Genomic DNA, 13,621 nt, shown 5'->3' on the forward strand with positions numbered 1-13,621 from the left:
ACACCTATGATAAACCAAACCAGCCTTTACATCATGGTGCTTCCATTTCTTCTGTTAGGAGGATGCACTCAAGGTCACAAACCACTTTATACCTGGGGGCAATACCAGCCCTCTCTCTACGCCTACTATCAAAAAGATACAAGTACCGTTCAGGAACAGATAGTGGCTCTCAAGGAAACACTTGAACGATCTCAAGCCGAAAATCGTCCGGTTCCGCCAGGATTCCACGCCCATTTAGGTTTGCTTCATGCCACACTTGGTGCCGGGGATTTGGCCCGTCAGGAATTTATCACCGAAAAGACGCTTTTTCCTGAATCCGAACAGTACATGGATTTTCTTCTCAGCAGCAAGGAGCGGAAACATTGAAGCGGCTCATCCTTCTTTTCTTGGTGCTTATTGTCGCTGGGTTAAGTGGCTGTGCCGAACCACCGCCTCCCTATGATTACACAGCATTTCGACAAAATCAACCACGCTCGATTCTTGTTTTCCCCCCAGTGAATAGGAGCCCGGAGGTACATGCCGGTCATGGAGTGTTGGCCCAGGTCACCCTGCCACTTGCCGAGTCGGGATATTATGTTTTCCCGGTGACGCTCGTGGAAGAAACCTTTATCAACAACGGACTCACCCAACCAGAGGATATCCATGGGCTGGATCTCAAAAAACTCCATAAGATCTTTCATGCCGATGCAGCGCTCTACATGGTCATTACCGAGTACGGAACCAAATATATGGTCCTGGCAAGCGATACCAGGGTAACTCTTGAAGCCAGACTTATAGACCTGCGCACAGGTCAGAAACTCTGGGCGGGCAGCGCAACCGCCTCAAGTGCCGAACAAAGCAGCGCCAATAGCGGCGGCTTGGCAGGGATTTTGGCCCAAGCCCTTGTTGAACAAATTATCAACACCATGGCCGACGTCACCTATGACATGGCAGGTCTTGCAGATAATCGACTTTTATGGGCAGGAAAGCGAAACGGAATGCTGTATGGCCCCCGTTCACCGATGTTTGGCAAGGAAGGGCAGGAAGGGAAATAAAAGGTGGGCAGCAATCAGCCTGTGCCCACCTCGACTATTGGGAATCTTGAATAATTGCTTTTTCTGCCAATCTCGGCGTCATGCTGAAAATTTTATCCTCGGAATATCAGCTATATGCCTGCGGTAAAATTGTCAGCAATCCTTGACCTTGATTGAAAAATCTAATTATTCAAGACACCCTATTACCTGTAAAATCCAGCTTAGATCACGAGCACTTCGAATACCCGCAGTCCTTACACACCTCACACCCTTCCTCAAAAAGCAATTTCCCCTGACACTCTGGGCAGATAGAGGCAAATCCGTGCTGAGTGGCAGCCATAAACGATTTCAACAGTTTACCCAACTGTGCCGGTAGATCAAGCATGTGTCCGGAGGAACGATCAAGCTGTTTAATAATTTCATCCATTGGGATCTGGTAGCGTAAAGCCAACGAGACCAGACGGCAGGTGGTGGTCCACATAGTGGATTTATCTTTCAAATCAACCCGGTTATCAAAGGGGAACTTGGCAAAGACCTCCATAGGTTTCTCGTCCTCATCAAAGCAGACGATGAGGTAAATGGTCTCTTGGTTGATATCTTTGAGCCGGTAACGCTTAGCGCTGAGCACATCAGGCAGGGTTGCCTTCTGTACCAGTCCCTGGGATGATGCGACAGCCGTATTGTCCGAGCTGGATGCAACCGTGTTGAGCACCTGATGATCGCGGGAACCATCGCGGTACACGGTCAGCCCCTTACAGCCAAGCTCAAACCCCAACATGTAAGCAGTGCGCACATCATCCTGGGTGGCGGATGAGGGGAGATTGATGGTTTTGCTGATGGAGGAATCCACACCGCTTTGCTGGAGAACCCCTTGCATGCGAATGTGTTGCTCGGGTTTGATATCCTGAGCAGTACGGAAGATCTCCTGCCAGCGCTCGGGAATTTCCTTGTGGCCGACAACGGTTCCAGAAGAGGCGACCTTTTCCATGACCTCTTCGGAATAAAACCCCTCTTCCCGCGCCACTTTCTCAAAAAGCTTATTGACCATCAACAGCCGATCGCCATCCATGACGTTTTTAATCATGACAATGGAAAAATACGGTTCGCAACCCGATGCGCAATCTGCAATCATGGACACCGTGCCAGTGGGCTGAATCGAGGTCATGGCCGCGTTACGACGTGGCGGGTACTTGTTAAACGTTTTGTCGTAGGCGGGAAACGGTTCTTTCATGGCCGCAAGGGCAACAGAGGCGGCCTCAGCCTCTTTACGAACAAAGGCCATCGCCTTGGCGGAAGCCTCACGCCCTTCTTCACTGCCGTAGGGGAGCTCAAGCTGGATGAGCATGTCGTGCATCCCCATGATCCCCAGGCCCACTTTGCGCGTTTTCTGTGTCATTTCTGCAATTTCCGGGATCGGAAACCGATTGCAGTCAATAACATTATCCAAAAAGCGAACAGCCAAACGGGTTGTCTCACCAAGACGTTCCCAATCAACCTGCTTTTCTTTCACATACTGACCTAGATTAATTGACCCCAGGTTACAGGATTCATAGGGCAGCAGCCACTGCTCACCACAGGGGTTGGTGGCTTCAAACTTTCCAAGCTGAGGGGTGGAATTGTCACGGTTAGCCGCATCAATGAAGAGCACGCCTGGTTCACCGTTATGCCAGGCAAGATCAATAATTTTGTCAAACACCTCACGGGCACGCAGGGATTCAATGACACGGCCGTTGGACGGGTCGATCAGGTCGTACTCCTGATCATGGGTGACTGCGTCCATGAAGAGATCGGTAATGGCCACACTGAAATTGAAGTTGGTATAACGGGTTTGGTCTTCTTTTGCCGTGATAAATTGCATGATATCGGGATGATCAACACGCAACACGCCCATATTGGCACCACGGCGTTTCCCGCCCTGCTTGATAGTTTCTGTGGCGGCATCAAAGACTGCTGCAAAGCTTAGAGGTCCGGAGGCAACCCCCTGCGTGGAACGGACCGAGGAATTTTTCGGGCGGAGCCTTGAAAAGGAATAGCCTGTCCCCCCGCCTGTCTTGTGGACCAGGGCACCATTGCGGATCGAGGTAAAAATACCGTCCATTGAGTCTTCCACCGGCAGCACAAAACAGGCGGAAAGCTGGCCAAGATCAGTCCCTGCATTCATCAGGCAGGGCGAGTTGGGCAAAAAATCAAGCGAATAGATCATGGTGAAGAAACGATCTGCCAACCCTTCATAATCTGGCTGATCCTCGTCGACCAGGGCCACGGCATTGCTGACCCGACGGCAAAGGGTTTCCCAGTTTTCCAGCGGTTTGCCCTCTGCATCCTTCAGATAGTACCTCCTCTCGAGAACAGTCTCTGCGGTTTCGGTAAGCTGCTGACGGGTAATGCTTCTGGTCATGTTTTCCTCTTTGCTAGTGTTCATGGGACCATCTCAATGGTGCAACGATAACGGGGTAAAATACCCGATAATGAATGACAGGATCACCGCAAAACCTTGCGGTGTCGAACTTTTCGTCGATATGGTGATCTGGGAAATTTTCTTGGATTGCCCTCAGTTGGGCGACGGAAGATTATCACAACATATAGAGAGTATCAACAATAAAACATCCCACATGTAGTGTTTTTTCAAAACATCCTGTTTTCAACAAGATCTATAAATTTTGCGCAAAAATCGCCTCTATTACCAGGATTTTTTTCATTGAGAAACATTTTTTTCCTCAAACCGCCGTCACAGATTCAGATAAAAGAAATTCATGCTGCCTGTCTCTCAAGAAAGCTTGCCGCTTGCGAATTAAGGCCTTGAACATTATAGTGATAGAACCTTGCTTGAACGATGTTGTATATCCATATAATTTCAGCAACATACACCTATCATCCACTTTTTTATCAGCCAAGGGGCCACCTGCCCATCCCTAACCCTTTTTCAAGAAAGGAAGTCAAACTCTATGCTCAAAAAACTTATTCTTTCCGCCTCTCTTCTTTTACCCCTTTCCTTCTCCGCCCAGGCAGCAATACAAAGCGGCTCCAATGGTTCGCTCAACTGGACGGCAGAAATGAGTTGGTCTCTTCCAGCGAGGCCCCTCGATGTTGCCCAATCTCTTGATAATAAACGTGTCTTCATCCTTGGTGATGATGCCCGCATCTATATATTTGACCCCAACGGCAGGCAGCTTGGCGTGATGCCGGTTACCCCGGATATCAACGCCATCGATATCAGCGCCCGAGGAGATCTGCTTTTCGTCACCAGCCAAAAAGACAAAACGTACAGCGCTCTGAGTATCAGTTTTAATCAAAAAATAGATATCACCGGTGCTCCTGTTCGTGGCAAAATCGATGCCCCCGTGACCCTGGTGCTTTTTTCCGATTTTGAGTGTCCCTGGTGCGGTCGCCTTGAACCAGCCCTCGATCAGTTACTGACTCAAAACAAAGACAAGCTGCGCCTCGTCTTTAAGCACATGCCCCTGAGCATGCATGAATACGCCGAATCAGCCGCCTTGGCAGCCATTGCTTCCCAACGCCAGGGTAAATTCTGGGAAATGCATGATGCCCTCTTTCAAGTGAAAAACTGGAACGAGAACGTAGTCGAAGAAACCGCCAAAAAAATCGGTTTAAATATGGATAAATTCCATGCAGACCTGGAGAGCCCAGAAACCCAGACACAGCTTGCAAAAGATGCCCGCGATGCTCAGGAGGCGGATATTTCTGCCACGCCTTCCCTGTTTATAAACACCAAGCCGGTACGTGACCGTTCGCTTGCAGGTCTGCAGAAGATGGTTGATGAGGCCTTTGCAGCTGCCGGAGATAAATAAGTTGAAGACTGCTGCACTCAACCTTGAGACCACACGAGAACTTTCCTTTGCCGACAATCGAATCGCCCAGCAACTCTTTGGCGAGCTCAATCGCAATCTGCACACCATCGAACAGGCCACCGGCGTTTCCCTGCATGCTCGGGGTAACGAGGTCCAGATAGAAGGGGTGGCCCATGCTGTTGAACTGGCAGCCTCCACCCTGGAACAGATGTATGGCCTGTTGCTCAAAGGCTATCCTGTTTTCAGTCAGGACATAGCCTTTGGCCTTAAGATTCTTGAATCCTCGCCCAAAGCGAGGCTGGAAGAAATCTTTATGGACAAGGTCTGCATCACCTCAAAAAAAAGGATTATCTCGCCCAAATCAGTCAACCAAAAACTCTATATCGAGGCCATGCGTGCAAACGATATTGTTTTTGGAATTGGCCCGGCAGGTACTGGCAAAACCTATCTGGCCGTGGCCATGGCTGTTTCGGCTCTTGCCAAAGAACAGGTCTCCAAGATCATCCTTACCCGTCCCGCGGTTGAGGCTGGCGAAAAACTCGGTTTTCTCCCTGGAGACATGGCTCAAAAAGTCGACCCTTATCTGCGGCCCCTGACCGATGCTATCAATGATATGTTGGGCCAGGAGAGAACATCTGAGTTAAGCGAGCGTGGTGTTATCGAAGTCGCTCCCCTTGCCTTCATGCGGGGGCGAACCTTAAATAATGCCTTTATCATTCTCGATGAGGCCCAGAACACCACCCGCGAGCAGATGAAGATGTTTTTAACTCGCATTGGTTTCGACTCTCAGGCTGTCATCACCGGTGATATCACCCAGATTGACCTGCCAGGCTCCCAACGATCCGGCCTGATTCAGGCAGAAACAATCCTTACCGGAATCAAAGGGATCAGCTTCCGCCATTTTTCCAAATCCGATGTGGTTCGCCACCCCTTGGTGCAGGAAATTATCCACGCGTATGAACTGCAGGAAAACAAGCGCACTCCACCCCCCCCCAAGGAGAGTTGATTATGGCTGTCCACCTGAGCCTCAGTCCCGCTCTTGCTCTCCTGCAGCTCAATCAGCGGCTGCTGGTTGCCCGCGCCGAACAGTTGCAGCTTTTACTTGAACTTTCCAAAACCGAGGTCAGCCTCGTGCTGCTAAGCGACGAGGAAATGGCTGCATACAACCAGCAATATAGGCAAAAACAGGGGCCGACAAATGTCCTCTCCTTTCCAGCAAGCGAAGGCGATCCCGGCTTTGTCGTCCCGGATAACGAATTGGGGGATGTCCTTATTTCAGTGGATACGGCCCGGCGTGAGGCGCTGGCCGAGGGACACAGCCTCCATCATCGTATTGTCGAGTTAATTATTCACGGCATGCTCCACCTCATTGGTTTTGACCATGAACGCTCCGAAGAAGAGGCGGTCCGCATGTGGGATTTTGAAAAAGAATTATTTAAGCTGTTGCACAGCCAAAGGAGAATCAATATGCCTTTTCTTGCCATTAACGTTGACCATGTGGCCACAGTTCGCCAGGCTCGAGGCGGTGCAGAACCGGACCCTGTTCTCGCAGCAGGCATCTGTGAGTTAGCCGGAGCAGAAGGCATTGTGGTTCACCTGCGGGAGGATCGCCGCCATATCCAGGACCGTGATGTTCGCCTTTTGCGTCAGACAGTGAAAACCAAACTGAATCTCGAGATGGCAAACGCACCAGAGATTGTTGATATAGCCCTCGATCTGGTGCCGGACATGATCACCTTGGTCCCGGAGAAAAGAAAAGAGTTGACCACTGAAGGTGGATTGGACGTGATCGGCAATGCCAAAAAACTAGGCAAAACCATCAATAAGATGCGCAAGGCGGGCATTCCGGTATCCTTGTTTATCGATCCCGACGCCGAGCAGATTCAGGCTTCCGTGGATGTAGGGGCTACCTTTGTCGAGTTACACACAGGGCGTTACTGCGATGCCGATAGCGAGAAAAAGCAGGCTAAGGAATTTGAGTTGATCGAACAGACCTCTGAGTTGGCTTTTGAATCCGGTTTACGGGTCAATGCCGGACACGGGCTCGATTACCGCAACACGGCTCCCATTGCCGCCCTGCCCTTTATTGAGGAATTAAGCATTGGCCACGCCGTAATCAGCCGTGCGGTTATGGTCGGCTTGGACCAGGCCGTGCGGGAGATGCTTGCCATTGTACGTTCAGTTTCTTAAGAGGAAATCAACGCAATAGATGCAAAAAAAACTAATCCCGTGAGCATTCATTGGTGCGTTAGCTTCGTTGGTTAGAATAAGCCGATTAAAGGGAATCTTGAATAATTGCTTTTTCTTCCAATCCCTGCGTCACGCTTAAAATTTTATCCTCGGAATATCATATATATGCCTGCGGTAAAATTTTTGCGCAATCCTTGGCCTTGATTGAAAAATCTAATTATTCAAGACACCCTAAAGTATTCTTAGTATTCTTAGTATTTTTATCGGGGTATTGCGAGCAAGGAAGATGATCTGCTGATGAACGCTCCAACGGTTCAGCAACAATTATTTTTTTCTCACATCTCTTTGCCAAGTCCAATGATGTGCTCACTTGCCCCAAGCACAATTAAAATATCCTCAGCCTTAATCACTGAGTCAGGTTTGGGGTTAAAGAGCATGGTGCCATCTAATCTTTTTATTGCCACCACGATCACATCGTAACGTTTTCGAATCTCCGATTCGATTAGATTTTTCCCGTTCATGTGCGAATTTTCCGTCACTCGTAACTCTTCCATAATCAAATCGAGTTCACCGGCACGCATGGTTAAATCGATAAAATCAGTCACCGTGGGCCGCACTATCAGATGTGCCATCCGGCGGGCACCAATGGAATAGGGAGAAATCACCTTTGAGGCACCGGCCCTTCTGAGCTTGGTTCGCACGCCTCGCCCACCACTTGAACGGGCCATGATGTAAAGATCATTATTCAGACCACGTGCGGTCAGGGTAATGTAGAGATTATCCGCATCTGAGGCAACCACCGAAACCAATCCTTTGGCTCGTTCAATGCCTGCACTCAAAAGAACATCGTCATCAGAAGCATCCCCCTTGATCCATATATAGTGCATCTCGTCAAGGGCATTCAACTCCACTTCATCCATCTCGATGACGAGAAAAGGTCGGCCATGTTCTTGAAGGATCTTACAGATTTCCTTGCCAATACGCCCATATCCACAGACAATGTAGTGATCCCGCAACCGGGCGATCTCTTTGTTCATTTTTCTCCTCTTATACAGCCCCTGCAAATTTCCCTCGACCATGGTCTCGGTAATTTTACTGAAAACATACATCACAAAGCTGACGCTGGTGATAACGAGAAATACCGTAAATATCCTTCCGGCAGGATGAATGGGAACGATATCACCATAGCCCACCGTAAAAATGGTGATAATGGTCAAATATAACCCCATCCAAAAGCCGGTATTTTCCAGGTACATATAGCCAACAGTACCACCAACCAGAAGCGCTACGAAAATGAGGGTTATAATAAGAAATTTTTTCATGAACTCAGCGAATATTTGAAAAAATACCAGGCAAACTCTCACGGGTTAAGGAGACCATTCAGCCTCCTGTGATTACCCCCAGATACTCCTCTATACAGTGAGATAAAAGCGTATCCCCACTGGGAAGTTAGTCGAAGGATGGGCCCGATAATTACCTGAAAAAAAAGGAAGTCCTGATAATTGCTTACCAAAAGACAGAATAGCATATAACACTCACAAAAAGCCACCGTTAACCTGCTGGGCTGCACAAGCTTCCGGCACATCTCCGTTTGACAAAGAACGCTGGGAAGTGTATAAATGCGCATCTTTGCCCGGATGGCGGAACTGGTAGACGCAAGGGACTTAAAATCCCTCGGCCTTAGGCTGTACGAGTTCGATTCTCGTTCCGGGTACCAAATAATATCGGCCACTTAGCGTATAATCGCTGAGTGGCCGTTTTTGTTTCTAATTGACTTTTTTGTCCAAAATTCTTCCGGGCTGATGTAGCCGTTGGCGCTGTTTCGACAAATTCGGTTGTAGTCGACTTCAATATATCCAAATACCGTTTGACACATTTCATCACGGATGGCAAAGACCTCTCCGTGTATTGCTTCGACTTTTGTCAGTGGCAGAATAAAATTGTACCCAAAATGGCGATGAAAAGTGTACCACCTCCATCTGAACACCTTTGTCAAGGAATGAGGAACTGGCATCGCTAAGCTTCAACTGATTGTATAAATAAAGGGAATCTTGAATAATTGCTTTTTCTGCCAATCCCGCGGAGTCTGGCGCTTACCTCGTCATGCTTAAAATTTTATCCTCGGAATATCATGTATATGCCTGCGTGCAAGTTAAGATAACTGTCGGCCGTAACCCGCGGCCCAGTTAAAATCTGAATCAAAATAGCCGATCTGGGGGGGCGATATCCCTCCTCCGGTTTCCCTCGCGATATTCGAGCGGCGTGGCCTTCCTTATTTCCTGGTCTCAGTCTTTCATTGAGGTACGGTGAAGCATAACGAAGGGCAGATAAGGATTTTCGTCTGGCCCAAATTGATAATGTTCTTTCTCCCCTGGCCACTTTAGGCTCCAGGAAAAATATTGACGTATGACGTAACACGTCATATCAAGTAAACCATGATAGCCTCTTTTAAGTGCAAAGATACGGAAAAATTGTTTAACGACTACGGCGTAAAAAAACTTCGCCAAATCGAAAGAAAAGCTCGTATCAAGTTGGAAATCCTGAATGCGGCTCTATCTCTTGACACAGTTTGCGCGTCCCACCGGGAAATCGTTTAGAGGCATTAAAAGGAGATCGAAAAGGGCAATATTCTATACGCATCAACAATCAATGACGAATTTGCTTCGAATGGATTGATTGGATGCGCATAATGTCGAAATAGTCGATTATCATTGAGGTGAAAAAATGGCCGAAAAACTTGCTCCCATATCCCCTGGCGAGATCCTGTACGAAGAGTTCCTAGAGCCTATGGATATTTCACAAGCTCAATTAGCAAGAGATCTCAATGTTCCCCCAAATCGCATAAATCAGATTGTTCGTGGAAAAAGAGAAATAACTGCAGACACTGCGCTGAGGCTTGGTCAATATTTCGGTATTGAGCCGGAGTTTTGGCTCAACCTCCAACTACGTTACAACATGAAAGTTGCCCAAGAAAAAGTTGGCTTGCAGATCAAGAAAGAGGTCAAGCCTTACCAGGCTTCGCAAGGCAAGCGTTATCAACCTTCTGTATAGTTATTTCTGAATCAAAATAGCCGATGAATGCTGAAGATATCATAAAAGGAATATGTGGAATTATCTGGCACCTGTTAAAAATGATAATTCAACTGTTCCTCATAAACATTATCTTCTTCTATCTCGGTTACCTTATTTTAAAGTTCATTTCCCTAGGGAGATATCCTTCAGCTGCAATGAATAAGAATGAAGTAAATATTGTCATTTGCACAGGTTCATTGACGCCACTCTTGATACTCGCTTGTTTTTTCATAGTTAACAACTACATAACATAATAAAATTTACGCTAACAATAGCGTAATCAAGTCCCTGCAAACAGTGCAGGCTCGATGGAGCGGATTATTATTAGTCAAATCTTCTCCTGTCGATCGTACCCCGCAGCCCTGTCAAAATCTGAATCAAAATAGCCGATAGAGCCTACTGTTCGCCCCCCCGTGGGGGGGCATAACTGGTAGTATAAATAAAGGGAATCTTGAATAATTGCTTTTTCTGCCAATCCCGCGGAGTCTGGCGCTTACCTCGTCATGCTTAAAATTTTATCCTCGGAATATCATGTATATGCCTGTGGTAAAATTTTGCGCAATCCTCGAAGTCTGCGCTTATCTGGCCTTGATTGAAAAATCAAATTATTCAAGACACCCTAAAAATAAACCGGACTGAAGAATTTTAATCCTCCGTCCGGTTATTTTTATATCTACTTTATATTTTGGTAATCGGGTCTAGAAGTCTATCACTGTACCATCATAACAAGCTTGATAAATAGCCTTGATCTCTTCAAAGACAGGCTTTCTTGGATTGAAAAGAGTGCAAGGGTCTTTCAGTGCATTCTCTACAAGAGTATTCAGCTTGGCTTCCCACTCTTTTTCCTCAATACCACACTCTCTGAGAGAGCCGGCAACACCGGCTGACGCACGGAGATCTGAAATTTCCTGTGCAAATTCTTCAGCAGTTGATTTTCCCAAAGCGGCTGCCAGGTCAGAGTATTTCCCGGTGGCTTTTGAGTTGAATCGGATCACATTAGGCATCAGGATTGCGTTGCCGCAACCATGGGGAACGTGGAAAGTTCCGCCAATCTGATGAGACATTGAGTGAACAATACCCAGCCATACATTGGTGAATGCCATTCCCGCCATACAGGAAGCGTCGTGCATGGATTGACGGGCTTCCAGATTGTTTGGTTCTTCTACAGCAGTCTTGAGATTGTTAAATACCAATTCAATGGAACCTTTGGCGAGATAATCGTTATACCTGTCTGCAATATTAGACACATAGGCTTCCACTGCATGGCTCAGTGCATCAAGGCCTGTATTTGCAGTAACATTGACGGGCATGCTCGCACAAAGCTCACCATCGACAAAGGCCACATCGGGGGTTAGTTCGTGGGAAACGATAGGATATTTAGTTCCTTTCTGTCTATCTGTAATTACAGAAAGACCTGTAACTTCTGTCCCGGTACCGCTTGTTGAGGGAATGGCAACGAAGTAAGCTTTATTACGCAGGGGCTTAACTGAAAACGGGGCCGCTAGCTCTTCGAGTTTTGATTCCGGATATTCATAGTAAATCCACATCGCTTTAGCTGCATCAATTGCTGAACATCCGCCTAAACCTATAATGATATCAGGTTGTTCCTGAGTGAAGACCTCGGCACCTTTCAGCACGGTTTCTATTGATGGGTCAGCTTCCACTCCGCCGAAAACAGCAGATTTTATTCCAGCATCAGACAAAAGGTTCTGGGTTTTTTCCAACACGCCATTTTTTTTAACAGAGTTACCTCCGATAACGACTACAGCTTTGCTCCCTTTTAATTCTTTAAGGTTTTCAATGCTACCTAATCCGTGGAAAATTTCTTTTGGAACGATAAATTTTGCCATTTTAGTTTTCTCCTCTTGGTGATCATTTCACGTATGTTTTTATTTGACCTAGACGGTTGGGCTCAAGCTTCATGCCGTCCATAGCTGTCATGATTGCTCATTGCCGCGGGCTTATTTATCCCGTAGCAGAATTGAAGGAGAAAATACGCGAACTCAGAAAAAATGAGAATACCAAATCCTGCTTAAATGTTGCCTTATTCTGTCAAATAAAACTTTTATCGTTGCCTTTAATGTGAATATCTTGCTTATATATGCCATGCAAAATTGTTTACAAGCTTCAAACAAACAGCAAAACAGGATAAAATATGTATCAGATGATCGAGCTGTTTGAACGATTTGACTTACCAGAATTGTTTACCGAATCAAACCTGGATGGGGTTCGTTTCTTTAAATCCAACAACCATACCCCGCGTACACCACTGATTTATGATCCGGGAATTTTTATCGTCGCTCAGGGAAGTAAAAAAGGGTACCTAGCCGACATGGTGTTTCAGTACGATGCCAATAACTACCTTGTTACCTCGGTCCCGATTCCCTTTGAATGTGAGACCTTTGCGACACCTGAGGCCCCATTCCTTGGCCTTTATATAGACATCGACATGTCGGTTCTGCATGAGCTGATCGGACAATTGGAAGAAAGCAATGGAATACAAAATACGAAATTGAGCCAAAGACCTAAAGGCGTGGGACCTGCACAGATGGACGAAAATATGTTTGATGCAGTGTGCAGGCTTTTAAAATGCCTTCAATCCAGAACTGAGACCAAAATTCTGGGTCCGGGATTGATTAAGGAAATACTGTTTCGAGTGCTCTGCGGTACCCAGGCATCATCTCTCTTCGCCCTGGCAACACATACGGGTAATTTTGCAAGTGTTTCCAGAGCATTGAAAACCATCCACAGTGATTATGGATCAAAGCTCGATGTTGAGCAATTAGCCAGCATGGCCGGTATGAGCGTATCAACTTTTCACAGGGCATTTAAAAGCGTTACATCTGATTCCCCTGGCCAATATCTGAAGAAAATAAGATTGAGCAAAGCTCGGGACTTTATACGAAATGACCAAATGAAGGCCTATATTGCAGCTGATAAAGTTGGGTATGAGAGTGTGTCACAATTCAGCCGGGAGTTTAAACGATATTTTGGGCAAACCCCTGCTGACCTTATCAAAGAATTACGTAACACTTAGTAACTGACACGCTTCTAGTGGCTAATACAGATCAATCAACAAGTCTTGTCACTTTGGCATTTTTGTTCAAACGGAAATCGTTTTGACTCAAGGGTGCCTTGAATAATTAGATTTTTCAATCAAGATCAAGGCCTGCGAAAAATTTTACCGCAGGCATATACATGATATTCCGAGGATAAAATTTTTCGCATAACGAGGTAAGCGCCAGACTCAGCGAGATTGGCAGAAAAAGCAATTATTCAAGATTCCCTCAACTGATACACATCTGTTGCCGATTCTTCCCCGCAGGCACGAGACCACTGTTGAACTCGCTTGCGAAGATGTGTTTGTTTTTGAGAAACTACGTAATTAGTGGTCGGCCGAAACACGCATTTGTAGATTCTCAAGTTCCCGTCCAACATGTTTCTCACGTATAATTACCAGCTATTTTTCCAACGTAGATGGCCGGAAGGATTTCTCCTTCCGGCCATTTTGATCGTAGACAGCAGTCTACCGCACCG

General features: G+C 46.8%; 10 protein-coding genes, 1 tRNA gene and 2 pseudogenes. 9 read left to right on the top strand and 4 right to left on the bottom strand.

What is annotated here, in order from left to right; genetic code table 11:
- Positions 1–6 precede the first annotated feature (6 nt).
- Positions 7–366, top strand: a complete 360-nt coding sequence (locus JWJ90_RS11960) for a DUF4810 domain-containing protein (protein WP_205227459.1) — start codon at positions 7–9, stop codon at positions 364–366.
- Positions 363–1,034: a DUF799 domain-containing protein gene (locus JWJ90_RS11965; RefSeq protein WP_205227460.1), complete on the top strand. Its 672-nt coding sequence runs from the start codon at positions 363–365 to the stop codon at positions 1,032–1,034. The genes JWJ90_RS11960 and JWJ90_RS11965 overlap by 4 nt, the downstream gene beginning before the upstream one ends.
- Positions 1,035–1,239: 205 nt before the next feature.
- On the opposite strand, the gene JWJ90_RS11970 is transcribed toward JWJ90_RS11965, so the two are convergent.
- Entirely contained in the window at positions 1,240–3,411 is a 2,172-nt protein-coding gene (locus tag JWJ90_RS11970; RefSeq protein ID WP_205227472.1) for an adenosylcobalamin-dependent ribonucleoside-diphosphate reductase, read from the bottom strand.
- 547 nt (positions 3,412–3,958) lie between these two features.
- On the opposite strand from JWJ90_RS11970, the gene JWJ90_RS11975 reads away from it, so the two are divergent.
- From JWJ90_RS11975 to JWJ90_RS11985, 3 genes are read left to right on the top strand one after another with little or no spacing between them, the layout of a single operon-like run.
- On the top strand, positions 3,959–4,822 hold the full coding sequence (locus JWJ90_RS11975) for a thioredoxin domain-containing protein (protein WP_205227461.1): 864 nt from the start codon (positions 3,959–3,961) through the stop codon (positions 4,820–4,822).
- Entirely contained in the window at positions 4,791–5,828 is a 1,038-nt protein-coding gene (locus JWJ90_RS11980) for a PhoH family protein (protein ID WP_205227462.1), read from the top strand. Before JWJ90_RS11975 ends, JWJ90_RS11980 begins: the two co-directional genes overlap by 32 nt.
- Positions 5,829–5,830: 2 nt before the next feature.
- Positions 5,831–7,012 (top strand): pyridoxine 5'-phosphate synthase, encoded by a 1,182-nt coding sequence (locus JWJ90_RS11985; RefSeq protein ID WP_205227463.1) that lies wholly within the window; start codon positions 5,831–5,833, stop codon positions 7,010–7,012.
- 335 nt (positions 7,013–7,347) lie between these two features.
- Here the strand turns inward: JWJ90_RS11985 and JWJ90_RS11990 are convergent, their stop codons facing one another.
- The gene (locus tag JWJ90_RS11990) at positions 7,348–8,334 is read right to left on the bottom strand and encodes a potassium channel family protein (RefSeq protein ID WP_205227464.1); all 987 of its coding nucleotides are present in this window, start codon (positions 8,332–8,334) and stop codon (positions 7,348–7,350) included.
- A 309-nt stretch (positions 8,335–8,643) separates the two neighbouring features.
- Here JWJ90_RS11990 and JWJ90_RS11995 point away from each other — a divergent pair.
- Positions 8,644–8,729 (top strand) — tRNA-Leu (locus JWJ90_RS11995).
- A 15-nt stretch (positions 8,730–8,744) separates the two neighbouring features.
- On the opposite strand, the pseudogene JWJ90_RS23225 reads toward JWJ90_RS11995, so the two are convergent.
- Positions 8,745–8,933, bottom strand: a pseudogene (locus JWJ90_RS23225) (IS3 family transposase); the annotation flags it as partial.
- A gap of 514 nt (positions 8,934–9,447) precedes the next feature.
- Here JWJ90_RS23225 and JWJ90_RS23955 point away from each other — a divergent pair.
- Positions 9,448–9,727 (top strand): annotated as a pseudogene (locus JWJ90_RS23955) (type II toxin-antitoxin system RelE/ParE family toxin).
- 9 nt (positions 9,728–9,736) lie between these two features.
- Positions 9,737–10,063, top strand: a complete 327-nt coding sequence (locus JWJ90_RS12010; protein WP_205227465.1) for a HigA family addiction module antitoxin — start codon at positions 9,737–9,739, stop codon at positions 10,061–10,063.
- Positions 10,064–10,782: 719 nt separating this feature from the next.
- Here JWJ90_RS12010 and JWJ90_RS12015 read toward each other — a convergent pair.
- Positions 10,783–11,934, bottom strand: a complete 1,152-nt coding sequence (locus tag JWJ90_RS12015) for an iron-containing alcohol dehydrogenase (RefSeq protein ID WP_205227466.1) — start codon at positions 11,932–11,934, stop codon at positions 10,783–10,785.
- A gap of 305 nt (positions 11,935–12,239) precedes the next feature.
- Here JWJ90_RS12015 and JWJ90_RS12020 point away from each other — a divergent pair, with 305 nt between their 5' ends.
- A complete protein-coding gene (locus tag JWJ90_RS12020; protein ID WP_205227467.1) occupies positions 12,240–13,121 on the top strand; it encodes an AraC family transcriptional regulator in 882 nt (293 codons plus the stop codon).
- The last annotated feature ends 500 nt before the right edge of the window (positions 13,122–13,621 follow it).

It is taken from the genome of Desulfobulbus rhabdoformis (genome assembly GCF_016919065.1).
Classification (GTDB): domain Bacteria; phylum Desulfobacterota; class Desulfobulbia; order Desulfobulbales; family Desulfobulbaceae; genus Desulfobulbus; species Desulfobulbus rhabdoformis.